This window comes from Hungatella hominis (assembly GCF_014288005.1).
GTDB lineage: Bacteria > Bacillota > Clostridia > Lachnospirales > Lachnospiraceae > Hungatella > Hungatella effluvii.
Window position 1 is genome coordinate 36,825 of sequence record NZ_JACOPB010000027.1, and the last position, 17,795, is coordinate 54,619.

The window sequence follows — 17,795 nt, forward strand, 5'->3', positions numbered from 1 at the left end:
GGATTATCAACGTTCTTTCAGCCGGAACTGCTCGACCAGTCCGTTTAAAAGGATCGCCTGATCGGACAGCTCTTCACTGGCCGCGGCACACTCCTCGGCGGTTGCAGAGTTGCTCTGGATTACGGCGGTAATCTGATCGATTCCCATGGTGATCTGTGAGGTGGCCTCCGCCTGCTTTAAGGAGGCTTTGGAGATGAGGTCCACGGTCTCGGCTACCTCCACGGCACCGTTTACGGCTTCTATCATGGCGGCGGCTGTCTCGGAGGCAATCGCCGCGCCGTTTTTCACCGCCTTCATGGAGCTCTCGATGAGAGCGGAGGTGTTTTTGGAGGCATCTGCCGTATCCCCGGCAAGGTTTCTGACCTCATTTGCAATGACAGTGAAGCCCTTTCCGGCAACACCGGCTCTGGCCGCTTCCACGGAGGCGTTGAGTGCCAGAATATTCGTCTGGAGCGCAATGGATTCAATGGTTTCAATGATGTTGCCGATCTCCCGGGAGCTGCTGCTGATTTCGTCCATGGCGGCGATCATGCGCTGCATCTGCTGATTGCTGGCGTACATCTGATTGCCGACCCTGCGGGCTTTCTCACTGGCCTGCTCCGCGTTGGAGGCATTGCCCCGGATCTGTCCGGAGATGTCTCCGACAAATGCAGCCAGCCCTTCGATGGAACCCGCCTGCTCGGAGGTGCCCTGAGAGAGGGACTGGGCGCCGGTGGCTACCTGTTCCGCACCGCTTGCAACCTGATCGGAGGCATGGTTGATCTGTCCGATAATTCCATTTAGGGACCCGGAAATATGTTCCAGTGCCTCTTTGATCTTCCTGAATTCACCGGCGTAGTCATAGGTCAGTTCAAACGCCAGGTCACCGTCTGCAATCTGGTTGAGCACGGCAGAGATTTCCTTAATATAATTCACATAATCCTTAAGCCGCGATACTGTCTTGTTAAAATTTATGGCCAGGGAGCCCAGTTCATCTTTCGAGTCATACGTGATCACTTCATTTAAATTGCCATCCGCGATTCGGGCGGCGGCGTTGTCGAGTTCGTTGACAGGGGAAAGGATGGCTTTCACTGTGGCAAGGGATAACAGAAATCCCGCGGCGATCAGGAGTACAATGATCGAGATCAGAAGCATCCACGCTCTGGAATAGAGAAGCGTGCTTTCGTGGCTTGCATTCTGGGCGTTTGTCTTGCTGTATTCGACCAGCTCCTCGAAAATCTCGGAGGCTTCGTCAAACAGCTTCTGGGAATCGGCCCGCGCGATCACCATGGCCTGTTCCATCTCGCCGCTGCGGCTCAGTTCGACTACGGTGTTGTGCAGCTGCAGGTAATCGGCCCAGGCCAGTCTGGCGGAGGCGAGCAGCTGTTTTTCCTCATCACTGCTGCCGAGCTGATCGTATTCGGCAAATTTGGCGTCGATTTCAAGGAGAAGGTCTGCCATCTGTTCTTCCCGCAATGCCATGATTTCCGGCTCCCAGGCAATGATGTGTCCATATTCCCTGATGCGGAAATTGGAGGTGAGTGTGTCCAGTTCTTCTGCCGTGACAACGGAAGGCAGCCAGTCATCGTTGATAGCCGTGTTGCGCTCATTCATCCGGTGCATGAACACGAGGGAGACTACGCCGAGTGCGGTCAGGCCCAACAACAAAAAGGTTGTTTGCATAAGAAGTTTTGTTTTGATACGCAGATTTTTCATTTGTAACCCCTTTACCCCTTAAAATGTAATTTAATTTATATAAATATTATCAAAAGTTCCGATAATATAAGAATAGCATTAAATATAGAAAATACAACTATAATATAGAGTAAATTTAAAACAAAAAAATGAAAAGAAGTGAAAAAAAGTGCTTGACTATCGGACAAACATCGTGTATACTACATCTTGCTGTGTTAATGGGCTATCGCCAAATGGTAAGGCAACGGACTCTGACTCCGTCATTTCAAGGTTCGAATCCTTGTAGCCCAGTCTTGATAAAACCCGCAGGAAAGTTCCTGCGGGTTTTGCAGTATTTTGTGAGAATAGCGTCTTATAAATTGCAGAAACTTGAAAAGAAGCAGGAATCCATAAGGAACTGCTTCTTTTTCTGCAGTAGAATTGCTCCTTCTTCTGGACAAGACAGACAAAATGCTTTATAATGTTACTTAATTTTGATGAGAGGTGCAGTATGTACACATTTGGCAGCAGGATACGGTACAGTGAGACGGATGAATACGGTAAACTGACTCTTACAGGTATCATGAATTACTTACAGGACTGTTCGACGTTTCAGTCGGAAGACATCGGGCTGGGAATTTCCTATCTGACGGAACACCATCAGGCGTGGTGGCTTTCTTCCTGGCAGATCGTGATCGACCGGTACCCTGCGCTGGGAGAAGAAGTGGTCATCGGTACATGGCCCTATGACTTCAAGGGCTTTTACGGATACCGTAATTTTACTATCTGTGATCCGGCCGGGAATTACCTGGTGAGAGCCAATTCCGTATGGTTTCTGTTTGACACGGAGCTGGGTCGGCCTGTGAAGGTGAAGGAAGAGAATATCCGGGGATACGGCCGAGGCGACGAGAAGCGCCTGGAGATGGAGTACGCACCGCGAAAGATCACCGTTCCCGCTGAATATGAGGAAGCGGAGTGCGTTACGATCGCAAAACACCACATAGATACGAATCATCATGTGAACAACGCCCAGTATGTGGAGATAGCCAGGGAAGTGCTGCCGTCTGAAATCGAGGTGGGAGAACTCCGGGTGGAATATAAGAAAGCAGCCGTCTGCGGCGATGTGGTTTATCCGCATGTCAGCCGGACGGATGAAGGATACACGGTTTCTCTCTGTGACGAGCAGGGAGCCGCTTATGCAGTGATATGGCTGCGGGGAAAAACGAGAGAGGATGTAAGATGATAGAACTGGGAAAAGTGCAGACCCTGACGGTACAGAGGGTCAAGGAGTTCGGTGTATATGTGGGAGAGGGCGTGGCTTCAGAAGCTTCCGTGCTGCTTCCGAAGAAACAGGTTCCGGAAGGAGCGAAGCCGGGCGATGAAATCAGCGTATTTATTTATAAAGACTCGGAGGACCGTCTGATTGCAACCACGGGAATCCCGAAGCTTTCAGTGGGAGAGACCGCGATGCTTCCGGTAAAGGAAGTGGCCAAGATCGGAGCGTTTCTCGATATGGGACTGGAGAAGGATTTGCTTCTGCCGTTCCGGGAACAGACACATAAGGTACGCCAGGGAGAATCGGTTCTGGTGGCACTGTACGTGGATAAGAGCCAGAGACTGGCGGCCACCATGCGGGTTTACGCTTACATGAGCAGTGAATCGCCTTATAAGAAGGACGATCAGGTGACTGGAACGATCTACGAGATCAATGAGACTCTGGGGGCCTTTGTGGCAGTCGACAATAAGTACTATGGACTGATTCCGAAGAAGGAGCTTTTTGACGATTACCATGAGGGAGATACGGTTTCGGCCCGTGTTACCAAGGTGCGGGAAGACGGCAAGCTGGATTTAAGCCCGAGACAGAAGGCGTACTTACAGATGGATGACGATTCGGCGCGGGTGTTGGAAGTAATCGGAGACCAGTTCGGCGGAGTGCTTCCATTTACGGATAAAGCGGCGCCGGAAGTAATCAAGCGCGAGTTTCAGATGAGCAAGAACGCGTTTAAACGCGCGGTAGGCCATCTTTTAAAAGATGGAAAAGTAAAGATTACCGAGAAAACCATAGAGATATTGAAATAGAGTGGAAAGGAATAACAGGAGGATTGTTTTGGACTCGATAGACTATTATAATAAGTATGCGGCAAAGGTGTTCGAAGAGACAGTGGATCAGGATATGTCGGAGATAAGAACGGAGTTTCTAAATCTGCTGGAGGAAGGGGATACCATCCTTGACCTCGGATGCGGCTCCGGAAGGGACAGCCTGATTTTCTACGAACTGGGATACGATGTGACAGCCATGGACGCATCAGAGGAGATGTGTAAACTGGCGGAGATTCACACAGGGCTGGAAGTACTCAACATGACGTTTGAGGAGATGGATTTCGACAGCGTGTTTGACGGAATCTGGGCCTGCGCTTCCCTGCTTCACGTTCCGGAAAAGGAACTGTCTGCCATTCTTAAAAAGATAGCAAGGGCCTTGAAAGACAGCGGAATTCTTTATATGTCCTTTAAGCTGGGAGACTTTGAGGGCTTCCGGGGAGAGCGGTATTTCTGTGATTACACAGAGGATGCCATGGAGGAAGTACTGAAAGACAACGATCGGTTTGACGTGGTAAAGATCTGGGAAACCGAGGATGTCCGCTCTGGTCATTCTGACACACGGTGGCTGAATGTCCTGGTCAGAAAACAGTAAATCTTACGAAAATATTAACAAGACAGCGCGAAGAAATTCGGCGCTGTTTTGTCGTTTCCGCCCAAATCCGGCATGGAGATACCACAGGTTAGAGATATTAGACAGAAATGCCCAGCCGGATCTTTCTATATTTTGGCGTTTCAGTCATTTTTTTTATTGAATATACAAATTAGCCAAAAGGCAGATTTGGATTTTGGTTAAATGCCATATGGTAAAGATAAGGCCATTCATGTATGATAATGTCAGGAAATGAAAAGGACGGCAGCACAAGGGGCTGCGGGGTCCGAGGAAAAAACAAACACATATTTTTATTCAAAATTAGGAGGATTAAGCGATGGCTAGTTTATCATTGAAGAACATCACAAAGAAATATCCGAACGGATTCGAAGCTGTAAAGGATTTCAATCTGGAGATTGCAGACAGAGAGTTTGTCATTTTCGTAGGACCTTCCGGATGTGGTAAGTCCACAACCCTTCGTATGATCGCTGGTCTGGAAGATATTTCTTCCGGTGAACTTTACATCGATGGCAAATTAATGAACGACGTTGAGCCGAAGGACAGAGATATCGCAATGGTATTCCAGAACTACGCTCTGTATCCACATATGACCGTTTACGATAACATGGCATTCGGTCTGAAACTGAGAAAGACACCAAAGGACGAGATCGACAAGCTGGTTCATGAAGCAGCAAGAATCCTTGACCTTGAGCATTTATTAGACAGAAAGCCGAAGGCATTATCCGGTGGACAGAGACAGCGAGTTGCTATGGGACGTGCTATCGTACGTAATCCTAAAGTCTTCTTAATGGACGAACCGTTATCCAACCTGGATGCAAAGCTGAGAGGCCAGATGCGTATTGAGATCTCCAAATTACATCAGAGACTGCAGGCAACCATCATCTACGTTACACATGACCAGACAGAGGCTATGACACTTGGTACCAGAATCGTAGTTATGAAGGACGGCGTTGTTCAGCAGGTTGATTCTCCTCAGAACTTATACGACAAGCCAGGCAATAAATTCGTTGCCGGATTTATCGGAGCTCCTCAGATGAACTTAATCGAAGCAACCGTTGCAAAGAGCGGAAGCGACGTTACTCTTACATTCGGCGGACACACCATCGCACTTCCAGAAGGAAAAGCGAAGAAGTTAGAGGGCGCTGGATATATTGGCAAGACTGTTGTTTTAGGTATCCGTCCGGAAGATTTACATGACGAAGAAGCTTTCCTTGCATCTTCTCCGAACAGTATTATCGATGCAACCATCAGAGTTTACGAGCTCTTAGGTGCTGAAGTTTACTTATACTTCGATGTTGACGATGCAAACTTTACCGCAAGAGTGAATCCTCGTACAACAGCAAGACCTGGCGATACCGTGAAGCTTGCTCTTGACTTAACAAAGATCCATGTATTCGATAAGGACACAGAACTGGTAGTCTTAAACTAAATTTTATGAAAATTTAAGCAGGCGAGTGCTATACTCGCTTGCTTTTTTTTAGTTTTTGCTTTAATATAGAATAAGGGAAAATTTACGATAAGGAGAGTGTGCCATGATTTCGAATCAAATACTTCAAACGACAATTGAAGGATTAAAAGGAATTACGAGAATTGATTTATGCATTTGTGATACGGAAGGAAAGGTATTGGCAACAACATTTCCTGACGCAGAAGACTATGAGAGTTCTATCCTGGCATTTGTGGATTCTCCGGCTGACAGCCAGGTAATTCAGGGATACCAGTTTTTCAAGGTTTTTGATGAGCACCAGTTAGAATATATTCTTCTTGCCAAGGGAGGCAGTGACGACGTATATATGGTTGGCAAACTTGCCGCCTTCCAGATTCAGAGTCTTCTGGTTGCTTATAAGGAGCGTTTTGATAAGGATAACTTCATTAAGAATCTGCTTCTGGACAACCTGCTTCTGGTGGATATCTACAACCGCGCCAAGAAGCTTCATATTGAGACAAACATCAAGCGTGTCGTATTTATCATTGAGACACAGCACGAGAAGGATGTCAACGCATTAGAGACAGTCCGCAACTTATTTGCTGCCAAGACGAAGGATTTTGTTACTGCGGTAGATGAGAAGAACATCATCCTGGTCAAGGAAGTTCGGGACGGTGAGACGTATGAGGAACTGGAGAAGACGGCAAACACCATTCTGGATATGCTGAACACAGAAGCCATGACCCAGGTTCATGTAGCCTTCGGTACGATCGTCGGAGAAATCAAGGAAGTATCCAGATCCTACAAGGAAGCCAAGATGGCGATGGATGTAGGCAAGATTTTCTACAGCAACAAGAATGTAGTCGCATACAGCAAACTGGGTATCGGACGACTGATCTATCAGCTTCCGCTTCCGTTATGCCGTATGTTCATCAAAGAAATCTTCGACGGCAAATCCCCTGACGAGTTCGACGAAGAGACACTCACCACGATCAACAAGTTCTTCGAGAACAGCTTAAACGTATCCGAGACATCGAGACAGTTATACATTCACAGAAATACGCTTGTATACAGGCTGGATAAGTTACAGAAGAGCACAGGGCTTGATTTGAGAGTATTTGAGGATGCAATTACGTTCAAGATAGCCCTAATGGTCGTCAAGTACATGAAGTACATGGAGAACCAGGACTATTAGTGAGGCATGAGCAGTGCGAAAAGAGACAGTAAGAAATCAGCGTTGTGCTGGCACAAAAGCGGATTTCTTGCTGGCTCTTTTCATAGGGCGAAGCCCGGAAACCGAGACAGCGTGCCCCGCTTCATCGGGTATGAAGCGAAGCGGAATCGAGGTTTGCACTGCGGGGGAGTGAGTCGCGACAAAGGAAATTAAAAGACTTCAGAGGATAAAGATGATCGAACTGTGGAATGTAAATAAAACATACGAAACCGGAAACAAGGCTCTGCGTAACATCAACATCACAGTTGAGGACGGGGAGTTCGTTTTCATCATCGGCCGGAGCGGCTCTGGAAAATCTACGCTTTTAAAGCTTCTTTTAAAAGAGGTGGAACCGACGTCCGGCAAAATTATTGTTAACGATATGAACCTAGGGAAGATGCCCAGGCGCTACATTCCAAAATACCGCAGGAGGCTGGGCATGATATTCCAGGACTTCCGGCTGTTAAAGGACCGCAATGTCTATGAGAATGTGGCATTTGCGCAGCGTGTCATCGGCGCTTCCGCAAGGAGCATCAGAGAATCGGTTCCAACCATGCTGACCATGGTGGGACTCTCATCGAAATACAAATTTTATCCGCAGCAGCTGTCAGGAGGCGAACAGCAGCGAGTTGCGATTGCAAGGGCACTGATTAACCGCCCGGAGATACTTTTAGCCGACGAGCCTACGGGCAATTTAGATGGCCACAACTCTATGGAGATCATGAAGCTGTTAGATGAGATCAACAAAAGAGGGACCACGGTAATCGTAGTTACCCACAGCCATGAAATCGTAGACCGCATGAAGAGGCGGGTTATCACCATGGATCGTGGAACCATCGTAAGCGACGAGAAAAAGGGCGGATATACACATGAGGATTAGTACATTTTGGTATTGCCTGAAACAGGGCGTAAATAATATATGCAGAAATATTCTGTTTTCGCTTGCTTCGATCGCGACGATTTCTGCGTGTATTTTTTTGTTTTGCCTGTTCTTTTCCATCGTAGTCAATGTGCAGTATGTGGTTAAGAATACGGAAAGCACGGTGGGAATCACCGTATTTTTTAATGAAGGTACAACGGATGAGACAATTGCCCAGTTCGGCGAGACTTTGAAAGCGAGACCGGAAGTAAAAGAGATCAAGTTCAAGTCGGCCGAGGAAGCATGGGAAGAGATAAAAGGTGATTATTTCGGAGAGGATAAGATGGATTTGGCGGAAGGCTTCCGTGACGACAATCCGCTTGCCAACTCTGCTTCTTACGATATTTTCCTGAATGATCTGGAAAATCAGGAAGAATTTGTTGCCTGGCTGAAGAGTCAGGACATTATCAGAAGGGTGAACTATTCCAGCACCGCGGCGGAAGGAATTACCAGCATCAATAAGGTAATTGGCGTTCTGTCCGTGATGATTATCGGTGTTCTCCTGGCGGTTGCCATTTTCCTGATCAGCAATACGATCTCGGTTGCGGCTGCATTCCGGAAGCATGAGAACGAAATTATGAAATTAATCGGAGCCACGAACTATATGATTCGTGCGCCGTTTGTAGTAGAAGGGGTGCTTTTGGGAATCTTCGGAGCTTTGATTCCCCTCGTCGCCATCTATTATCTTTACCGGAACGCGGTGGGATATGTGGTGGAGAAGTTCAGCATCCTGTCCGGCCTGTTCCAGTTTCTGCCGGTTGAGCAGATATTCCCGTATATGGCGGGAACCGCGCTGGCGCTGGGCGTCGGAATCGGATTTTTTGTAAGTTTCTTTACAATTCGTAAACATTTAAAGGTATAAGGGGAACTGCATATGAAATACAGAAAACGGATAGAGGCGGCCGTCATGACCGCAGTCCTTACCGTATCCTGTATATTTCCTTCCTATGGTACAAAGACTGATGTAGATGCGGCCAGAGAGAGCAAGTCAAATCTGGAAAACGAAAAGAAAGAAATAGAGAAGACGATTGAAAAACTGGAAGTGTTGAAATCTGACACCGCATCTTATGTAAATCAATTGGATGCGGAACTGAATTCCTTAAACAAGCAGGTGACCGCCCTTAATTCCCGCGTTGCGGCAAAGGAAGCGGAGATCGAGGAGGCGGAGGCAGAGCTGGCCGCCTCGAAGGAAGACGAGAGACGTCAGTATGAAAGCATGAAGCTTAGAATCCAATATATGTATGAAAAGGGTGAGACCAGTTATTTAGACTTGTTGTTTAAGTCGGCCGATCTCACCCAGCTTTTTAATCGTGCGGAATATATCAGTCAGATTGCGGCATATGATAGAAAAATGCTGGATCAGTATGAAGCGGCCAGTGAAGAGGTGGCTGCCAGAGAGGCAGACCTAAAGGCAGAACATGAGGAGCTGGTAACGCTTAAGACTAATACGGAAGAAAAGCAGAAGGACGCTGAGCGTCTGATGAATGAAAAGACAGCGGAACTGAAATCCTATAACAGTAAGATCGCAGCCAGCGAGGGAAATCTCTCTGATTTAGAAAAAGACATCGCTGCGCAGGAAGATAAAATTAAGGCTATTGAGGCTGAACTCAAACGAAAAGAAGAGGAAGCGAAGAAGGCCGCATTAGAGGCAGGGAAGAAGTATAATACCGTTAGTATTGGGAATATTAACTTCATATGGCCATGTCCGGCCAGCAGCAGGATCACCTCCTCGTTTGGAGACCGGGAATCTCCGACGGAAGGCGCCTCGTCCAGCCATCAGGGCATTGATATCGGCGCATCCACGGGCAGCAGCATTCTGGCGGCGGCTTCAGGTACCGTAACCATATCTACATACAGTTATTCTGCCGGCAACTATATCATGATCAATCATGGAGGAGGTGTCTCCACCGTTTACATGCACTGTTCGGAACTTCTCGTTTCTGCAGGGCAGGAGGTGACACAGGGGCAGGTAATTGCTAAGGTGGGCTCAACAGGTTATTCTACCGGCCCCCACCTTCATTTTGGCATCCGGGTGAATGGAAGTTACGTTAATCCCATAAACTATGTAAGTCCATAACCCGAAAGACAAGGAGAATAACATTGGAAAACAAAAATAAATTTTGGAAAGGCGCCCTGGTCGGCGCACTTCTGACAGCATTTGCAGGACTGATCATCGTGGGCATGTCCCTCGGAATATTTCTGATTGGGAGAACCGCGATCGACGGGCCACAGCAGGCGGCCGAATCAAATCAGGCGGAAAACCAGGACGGTTCGCTGGATTTAAACCGGATTACGAAGAAGATCACTACGCTTCAACAGATTATAGATAAATATTATCTCTTCGATGAAGATACCACGAAGGTGGAAGACTGGATCTACAAGGGCATGATGTACGGCTTAAACGATCCGTATACGACGTATTACACCGCTGAGGAATACCAGAAGTTAAGCGAGGATACGGAAGGCGAGTATCATGGAATCGGTGTCATGATCAGCCAGAACAGAAGCACCGGAATTATTACAGTGATCAAGGTATTTAAGGATACTCCGGCGGCGGAAGCAGGCATGAGGCCGGGCGATGTTCTCTATAAGGTAGGCGACATGGAAGTTACCGGAATGGATATGGATATTCTGGTAAAGGATTATATCAAGGGAAAAGACGGCTCCGAAGTGGCTCTCACTGTCTTCCGGCAGGATGAGGGCGAATACGTCGATTTGAAGATGGAACGCCGCAATGTCACGGTACAGACGGTGGAATACCAGATGCTGGAAGACCATGTGGGGTATATTGCGGTGAGCCAGTTCGATGTAGTGACAGCCGATCAGTTTAAGGCCGCGGTCGATGATCTGGAGAAACAGGGCATGAAGAAGCTCCTGGTTGATTTAAGGAACAACCCGGGCGGCGTTTTGGATACTGTGGTGGGTATGCTGGATTATATCCTTCCGGATGATTTGATTATCGAGGGTGATAAGAATCTGGTGCGTACCAACACGGAAGCGACGCTGCTTGTGTATATGGCCGATAAGAATGGCAAGGGAGGGCAGGAATACGCCTCCGACGGTCATTCTCTCGATATTGCGATGGCTGTTCTGGTCAATGGAGAGTCTGCCAGCGCCTCCGAGGTATTTACGGGAGCCATGAAGGATTACGGCAGGGCGACAGTTGTGGGAACAAAGACATTTGGCAAGGGGATCGTGCAGAATCTGATTCCTCTGGACAATGGAACTGCCATCAAGATGACTACGGCTCACTACTATACACCGTCAGGCTTCGATTTACACGGTAAGGGAATCGAACCGGACGTGGAAGTGGAGCTGAAAGAAGAGTTAAAGAATCAGATTACGGTGGATGTGAAGGAAGATAACCAGATTCAGGCGGCCCTGAAGGCGCTGGATAAATAACTGGTTCCGAAATATGGGAAGGCAAAAAAGGATTAGAATCGAAGGCATGAAAGCCCCGGATTCTGATCCTTTTTTCTTCGTCTTCTTATATTAAGTAGCGGAACAGCTGGAAGAGACGGGAGGTAACGGCAAAGATCCATTTCTTTTTCGCAGGGACCGGTATCACCGGAACGTCCGGGTCAGGGACATAGGAGCCGTCTGCCCGCACCACCAGGGAATCGGCTTCCAGATTGTCGATGCAGGCCTTAAGCTGTTGGTTGAACGCTTCTCCGTCGATGACCAGCATGGTCTCCGTATCCACATAGGTGCTTCTCATATCCAGGTTATAGGACCCCACGATAGAGAGACGGTCGTCCACCAGGATCGATTTTCCGTGGGAAGAGTGATCTCCGAAATATTCACGGAGTGAAACTCCTGTATCCAGTATTTTTCCGCGGTTTCTCGTGTAATCGGAGGAGGCCATAAAATTGTCGCCTACGGAAGTCGCGTTTAAAAGCATGGTGACCTCCGGTACGGAATCGGTGATTTCCTTCATTCCTTTATACATGTCTTTGCTGAAGACAGCGTATGGAGTGTGGATATAAGCCTGTTTCTCCGCATGCGCCATCAGGTACTGGACCTGATACCAGACCCAGGGCTCCTTGGCAAGAATGTGGGTGGGATTGGAGATCAGGGTGGCCTTGTTGATTGCCACGGTCTCCGGTCCGTAGTCGTGACCGGCCAGAACCAGCTCCGGCATGGCTTCTTTCAGGGTTTGGTAATACTCGGCCAGCTCCGCCCTTGCAGCAGGCAGTTTCTTCTTCATGGATGCGGAGGGGGCGTTAAACACAGTTTTGCAGTACCCGGACTGCCACATCGCTTCGAAATATTCGTATGCTTCCGACAGAACGCTGGAGGACCATGCCTCCTCCTGGCCATGCTTCGTGTTATAGATCATCACGTCACGGTCATAGCTTAGATTGCGCAGATTATACTCTCCAAGGAAGTAATCAAAGGTGTTGCGGCCGCCCAGCAGCAGGAGCTTATCGTCAATAAGCAGATATTTGTCATGCATGCGCCCGTTGATGGTCCACGGCTTCAGCGGGTTGGGAATATTATAAAATTTTATCTCAATGTTCGGATTGGTCCCTGCCGCGTAGAAGATCGGGTTTCCCTGCATATGAAGGGTTCCGTACAATCCGTCTACCAGAATCTGGACCTTTACGCCACGGTCCGCAGCCTCCAGCAGGGAAGAGAAGATATCCCGGCAGCTGGAGCCGTCCCGGATATCGAAGGTGGAGAGCACGATGCGTTTCTCCGCCTGATGGATCATTAAAACTCGGCTTTCCAGGGCATCCATGCTGGTCTCTACGACGCGGGCCCTGTCAACACTTTCTGTCTCCGAATAAAAAGAGGCTGGTTCAAAGTTATTTTTAAATTCTTCTCCCGTTTTCTTTGTATGTACGAAGGGAAGCAGGGCCCCTGCCGCCAGGTAAAGCAGATAGAGCAGCAGAGCCCATCTCAGGATGACGAAAATACGCCGTTTCATATCATATCAATCCTTTTTTACAGGTAAAGGACACTAATACTGTAATCCGTAGTGTCCTTATATGTAATTATTTAATTTTGCAGTTTTGAAGGGCTGCGACGAAGGCGTGACAGGCGTCTTCTCTCGTGGCCCAGGAAGTGACGAGACGGATCGCACTGGATCCGTTGGTGCCGCGTTCCTGAATGGAAAAGAGAAAATCCGCGCTTAAGGCTTCGATGACCGCATCCGGAAGGATGGGGAACAGCTGGTTTGTCATGGATTCCGAGAGAAAGGAGTAACCGCACTGTTCAATCCCTTTTCTCAAGATGGCCGCCATATCGTTGGAATGTGCCGCCATGTCGTAGAATAAATGGTTCTGGAACAGTTCTTCGAACTGGATTCCCAGAAGCCATCCTTTCGCCATCATGGCGCCGCGCTGTTTGATCATGAAGCGGTAATCCGGCTTTAATTCGTCTCTGCAGATGATGAGCGCCTCGCCGAACAGTGCGCCGGCCTTGGTGCCGCCTATGTAAAATACATCCACCAGCTCTGCAATATCACGAAGGGTCAGGTCATTGACCGGGCTTGTGAGTGCCGCTCCCATGCGGGCTCCATCCAGGAAAAGATAGAGATCATTCTGGCGGCAGATATGGTGCAGGGCCTCTAAATCGGCTTTTGAATACTGGGTTCCGATCTCCGTGGAGTTGGAGATATAGACCATCTTAGGCTGAACCATGTGCTCATCGGTATGCGCATCCAGCGCCTTTAAAACGTCTGCCGGGGTTAATTTGCCATCCTTAGACGGCATGGCCAGAACTTTATGGCCGGTAGCCTCGATGGCTCCTGTTTCGTGGACATTGATATGGCCCTTGTCTGTGGCGATAACAGCCTGCCACGGGCGAAGCGCGGCGGCGATGGTAATTAAGTTCGTCTGGGTTCCGCCGGTAATAAAATGGACATCCGCATCGTTTCGTCCAATCTCTTCTTTTATTAAGCGGCGCGCATTTTCGCAGTGAATATCGAGTCCGTATCCGCCGTTCTGTGCTAAGTTGCAGTTCATCATCACTTCCAGGATCTTTGGATGAGCGCCTTCACTGTAATCGTTGTTAAAACTGTACATAAACAGTCCTCCCTGTATCTGATAGTCTGAGACTAATCATATACCAAATGAGGGGGAATTGCAAGGTGGGAGAGGAAAAGTGGAGGGGGGCTGAGAAGGTGGACGCGATCGTAGCGTTTGTGGAAGGAAGTATGGGGCTTGAGAACTCCTTAACTGCCGAACCGGCATCAGGGCAGCACCACATCCATCAAATTATTCACAAATTGAGTACATATTATGTTGAATTTTTCTGCCCTCCATATTATTATTTTAGTAAGGTACATGATAAATGAGACAAGACAAAATGATAGTGGCAGTCATAGTCTGGAGACGTTAGAAGGATATATGGCGGCCCAACAGGCGCTATTGTACGTTTTATACACGAAAGATAAGGAGTTTATTAGAGACATGAGAAAAGAATACATTAATATGAATGTATTCGATGCACTGCAGAAGAGATTTGCGTTTTTATTTCAGGAATTTAAAAATATTTATATCTCATTCAGCGGCGGCAAGGATAGTGGTGTTCTTTTGAATTTGCTGCTGGATTACCGGAATAAGTATGCTTCAGATCGCGTGATTGGCGTATTTCATCAGGATTTTGAGGCGCAGTATACCGTGACTACGGACTATATTACCCGCACTTTTAAGCGACTGGAAAACGAATCTGGCATAGACCTTTATTGGGTCTGCCTTCCTATGGCTACCAGGACAGCACTGAGTAGTTATGAGATGTATTGGTATCCCTGGGATGAAACCAAACAGGATATATGGGTGCGTCCGATACCGGAGTATCCCTATGTCATTAATTTGGCGAAGCCTTTTACCCACTATCGTTACCGGATGCATCAGGAAGATTTGGCAAAGCAGTTTGGCCGGTTTTACAAGGAGGAGCATGGGAATGGCAGTACGGTCTGCCTGCTTGGTCTGCGGGCGGATGAATCTTTGCAGCGGTACAGCGGTTTTGTCAATAAGAAATACGGATATCAAAACGAGTGCTGGATTTCCAGGCAGTTCAAAGACGTATGGTGTGCTTCACCTTTATATGACTGGTCAAATTCTGACGTATGGTGCGCTAATTATCGCTTCAATTATGATTACAATAATTTATATGATCTGTATTATAAGGCAGGATTAAAAATAGACCAAATGCGGGTAGCATCGCCTTTTAACGACTACTCCAAAGATGCTTTGAATCTATACCGCGTCATCGATCCGGAAATATGGGCGAAACTGGTGGGGCGGGTGCGCGGAGCAAATTTTGGTGCGATTTATGGAAAGACAAAAGCGATGGGGTACCGCAGTATTACGTTACCGGAAGATCATACATGGAAATCTTATACTCATTTTCTGCTGGATACATTGCCTGCCCGACTGCGGAATAATTATGTGAAAAAGTTTAATACTTCCATCCATTTCTGGCATGAGACCGGAGGTGGATTACCGGAGGAAACAATCCTTGAGCTTCTGGAAAAGGGATACCACATTCGGAGAAATGGTATCTCTAACTATACAATTAACAAAAATTCCCGTATTATTTTTCTTGGACCGATTCCCGATCATACCGATGATATCAAAAGCACGAAAGATATACCAAGCTGGAAACGAATGTGTTACTGTATTTTGAAAAATGACCATACCTGTCGATTTATGGGATTTGGGCTTACGAGGCAGGAACAAAAACGTGTGGATATTATTAAATACAAGTACGGAGGGATGATAAATGGTAAATAAGGAATTCAGAAGCCCAGTATACAGCATCATTGCGGTACCATTTGAAAAGATTGTACCCAATACCTATAACCCGAACAACGTGGCTCCGCCGGAAATGCAGCTGCTGTACAACAGCATCAGGTTGGACGGTTATACTATGCCGATCGTCTGTTATTATGTAAAAAGCAATGATAAATATGTGATTGTAGATGGTTTTCATCGTTGGCGGGTAATGCGGGATTACCCGGATATTTATGAGCGTGAGAAGGGGATGATGCCGGTTTCGATAATCGACAAACCGCTGTCCGACCGTATGGCCAGCACCATCCGTCATAACCGCGCCCGTGGAACACATGATGTGGACTTAATGAGTAATATCATTAAGGAGCTGCACGAGTTAGGACGTTCCGATGCATGGATTTCCAAACACCTGGGGATGGACCGGGATGAGATTTTGAGGCTCAAACAGATTACTGGCCTGGCTGCCCTGTTCCGCGATGTGAAGTTTGGACAGGCATGGCGGCCCGTGGAGGATTCGGTTCCAGGTGAAGAGCCCTCTGGCAGTGGGAAAACAGATACAGATTACCAGTGAATAGAATGATAGCATTGGCAAAAAACTGGATATGAGTTTTAACCATTCAAACTCCACAGACGGTTTTGAATTAATTTTCAGGCCGTCTTTTTCTTTTTCTCTTACATGAGATTTAAATGGTATTTATGTCTATCTTAGGAAATAATTAATTATTTATCCAATATATATAAACACATTGGTGCCACAAATTCGATATAATATATATGATTTAAACTGAAAGGAGTGTCATGCTTTGCTTGAAAAAATACTTATTGTTGATGATGAGAAGGAAATTGCGGATCTGATTGAAGTATATCTTCAAAATGAAAATATGGATGTATATAAGTTTTATTCAGGGGAGGAAGCCCTTGTCTGTATTGGGAGTACGGACTTTGACCTGGCTATATTGGACATCATGCTTCCGGATATCAGTGGGCTTTCGATATGTCAGTCTATACGAAGTAAGGAGTACACATATCCGGTTATCATGCTTACTGCAAAGGATGGAGAGACGGACAAAATTACCGGGCTTACGCTTGGTGCAGATGATTATATTACAAAACCGTTTCTGCCTCTTGAGCTTGTAGCAAGGGTAAAGGCTCAGCTTCGCCGTTACAAGAAATACAATGTGGGCACAGCGGTTCCGGCAGCGAATGAAATCTTTAAATATGCCGGATTGACGATGAACATTAAGACGTATGAATGTCGGCTTAACGGAGAGACGCTGTCATTGACTCCTACAGAATTTTCCATACTAAGGATTCTTTTAGAGCGAAAATGTAGTGTTGTCAGTGCCGAAGAATTATTTCATGAAATCTGGCAGGAAGAATACTATACCAAGAGTAACAATACGATTACTGTACATATCCGCCATCTTCGTGAGAAGATGAAGGATACCGGGGAAAACCCCAGATATATAAAAACGGTATGGGGGGTTGGCTATAAAATTGGTGAAATTTAAAAAAGCAGAGTACAACTATTCAAAGCTCGGCCGTATTACGTTTATCCGAGGATTATGGATTACAGTGGGAGCAGCAGCAGCAGTCTTTGCACTGCGGATGCTGACACGCGGACACCTGGCAGATGCGATTGTTGAGTGGATTGCACGCATTCTTTCAATCAGTGAGAATGAAGCTGATCTGATATATTTCCAGATGGTGACTGCTAATATGCAGTTTATTCTTGCGTTGGTCATAATCATATTTGTTTTTTTGTTGTTCCATATGCTGTTGGATACATATAAGAGATATTTTGATGAGGTAGTAACAGGGATTGACAAGCTTATGGAAGAAAGGGCAGCCATTTCTCTGTCTCCGGAATTGGAGAGTGTGGAGCAAAAACTGTCTGATGTAAAGCGGACGCTTGCAGAACGGGCGGATAAGGCCAAGAGGGCAGAGCAGCAGAAGAATGATCTTGTGGTATATCTTGCTCATGATATTAAGACCCCACTGACTTCTGTAATCGGATATCTCAGCCTTTTGGATGAAACACCGGATATGCCCGATGAGGAGAAAGCAAAATATATCCACACTGCATGGGAAAAGGCGAACCGGCTCAGGACTCTGGTTAATGAGTTTTTTGA

At 47.0% G+C, this 17,795-nt stretch carries 17 protein-coding genes and 1 tRNA gene; 15 read left to right on the top strand and 3 right to left on the bottom strand.

The genetic code is table 11. From position 1 onward, the window contains the following. Positions 1-6 precede the first annotated feature (6 nt). Positions 7-1,695, bottom strand: a complete 1,689-nt coding sequence (locus tag H8S75_RS30050; protein WP_187024645.1) for a methyl-accepting chemotaxis protein — start codon at positions 1,693-1,695, stop codon at positions 7-9. Positions 1,696-1,893: 198 nt separating this feature from the next. Here H8S75_RS30050 and H8S75_RS30055 point away from each other — a divergent pair. From H8S75_RS30055 to H8S75_RS30100, 10 genes are all read left to right on the top strand, one after another. Beyond that, positions 1,894-1,965: transfer RNA gene (locus tag H8S75_RS30055), tRNA-Gln, on the top strand. Positions 1,966-2,164: 199 nt separating this feature from the next. Beyond that, positions 2,165-2,896 (top strand): acyl-[acyl-carrier-protein] thioesterase, encoded by a 732-nt coding sequence (locus tag H8S75_RS30060; protein WP_002602295.1) that lies wholly within the window; start codon positions 2,165-2,167, stop codon positions 2,894-2,896. Beyond that, positions 2,893-3,732 (top strand): CvfB family protein, encoded by an 840-nt coding sequence (locus H8S75_RS30065; RefSeq protein WP_187024646.1) that lies wholly within the window; start codon positions 2,893-2,895, stop codon positions 3,730-3,732. The genes H8S75_RS30060 and H8S75_RS30065 overlap by 4 nt, the downstream gene beginning before the upstream one ends. Positions 3,733-3,760: 28 nt before the next feature. Next, positions 3,761-4,345 carry a class I SAM-dependent methyltransferase gene (locus tag H8S75_RS30070; RefSeq protein ID WP_002602297.1) on the top strand — a complete coding sequence of 195 codons (585 nt, stop codon included), beginning with the start codon at positions 3,761-3,763 and terminating at the stop codon, positions 4,343-4,345. Positions 4,346-4,679: 334 nt separating this feature from the next. Then, a complete protein-coding gene (locus H8S75_RS30075; protein ID WP_187024647.1) occupies positions 4,680-5,792 on the top strand; it encodes an ABC transporter ATP-binding protein in 1,113 nt (370 codons plus the stop codon). A gap of 103 nt (positions 5,793-5,895) precedes the next feature. Continuing rightward, complete coding sequence (locus H8S75_RS30080) at positions 5,896-6,984, top strand: PucR family transcriptional regulator (RefSeq protein WP_002602299.1); 1,089 nt, start codon at positions 5,896-5,898, stop codon at positions 6,982-6,984. Positions 6,985-7,195: 211 nt separating this feature from the next. Continuing rightward, positions 7,196-7,882 (top strand): cell division ATP-binding protein FtsE, encoded by a 687-nt coding sequence (gene ftsE / locus H8S75_RS30085; protein ID WP_002602300.1) that lies wholly within the window; start codon positions 7,196-7,198, stop codon positions 7,880-7,882. Further along, complete coding sequence (gene ftsX / locus H8S75_RS30090; RefSeq protein WP_055654328.1) at positions 7,872-8,783, top strand: permease-like cell division protein FtsX; 912 nt, start codon at positions 7,872-7,874, stop codon at positions 8,781-8,783. Before ftsE ends, ftsX begins: the two co-directional genes overlap by 11 nt. A 12-nt stretch (positions 8,784-8,795) precedes the next feature. Continuing rightward, a complete protein-coding gene (locus tag H8S75_RS30095) occupies positions 8,796-9,998 on the top strand; it encodes a murein hydrolase activator EnvC family protein (RefSeq protein ID WP_187024648.1) in 1,203 nt (400 codons plus the stop codon). A gap of 23 nt (positions 9,999-10,021) precedes the next feature. Further along, positions 10,022-11,323, top strand: coding sequence for a S41 family peptidase (locus tag H8S75_RS30100; protein WP_187024649.1), 1,302 nt, complete (start codon positions 10,022-10,024; stop codon positions 11,321-11,323). An 85-nt stretch (positions 11,324-11,408) separates the two neighbouring features. Here the strand turns inward: H8S75_RS30100 and H8S75_RS30105 are convergent, their stop codons facing one another. Together H8S75_RS30105 and H8S75_RS30110 are read right to left on the bottom strand one after the other, a co-directional pair. Beyond that, the gene (locus H8S75_RS30105; protein ID WP_187024650.1) at positions 11,409-12,851 is read right to left on the bottom strand and encodes a phospholipase D family protein; all 1,443 of its coding nucleotides are present in this window, start codon (positions 12,849-12,851) and stop codon (positions 11,409-11,411) included. 67 nt (positions 12,852-12,918) lie between these two features. Beyond that, positions 12,919-13,950: a threonine aldolase family protein gene (locus H8S75_RS30110; protein WP_187024651.1), complete on the bottom strand. Its 1,032-nt coding sequence runs from the start codon at positions 13,948-13,950 to the stop codon at positions 12,919-12,921. Positions 13,951-14,015: 65 nt separating this feature from the next. On the opposite strand from H8S75_RS30110, the gene H8S75_RS30115 reads away from it, so the two are divergent. From H8S75_RS30115 to H8S75_RS30135, 5 genes are all read left to right on the top strand, one after another. Next, the gene (locus H8S75_RS30115; RefSeq protein WP_187024652.1) at positions 14,016-14,222 is read left to right on the top strand and encodes a hypothetical protein; all 207 of its coding nucleotides are present in this window, start codon (positions 14,016-14,018) and stop codon (positions 14,220-14,222) included. A 115-nt stretch (positions 14,223-14,337) separates the two neighbouring features. Beyond that, positions 14,338-15,663, top strand: a complete 1,326-nt coding sequence (locus H8S75_RS30120) for a phosphoadenosine phosphosulfate reductase (protein WP_025531406.1) — start codon at positions 14,338-14,340, stop codon at positions 15,661-15,663. Further along, a complete protein-coding gene (locus tag H8S75_RS30125; RefSeq protein WP_187024653.1) occupies positions 15,653-16,234 on the top strand; it encodes an IbrB-like domain-containing protein in 582 nt (193 codons plus the stop codon). Before H8S75_RS30120 ends, H8S75_RS30125 begins: the two co-directional genes overlap by 11 nt. 232 nt (positions 16,235-16,466) lie before the next feature. Further along, positions 16,467-17,174, top strand: a complete 708-nt coding sequence (gene vanR / locus H8S75_RS30130; protein WP_187024654.1) for a VanR-ABDEGLN family response regulator transcription factor — start codon at positions 16,467-16,469, stop codon at positions 17,172-17,174. Beyond that, positions 17,161-17,795, top strand: a 635-nt coding sequence (locus tag H8S75_RS30135; RefSeq protein WP_279288747.1) for a sensor histidine kinase, incomplete at its 3' end; no start/stop codon positions are given. The genes vanR and H8S75_RS30135, both read left to right, overlap by 14 nt.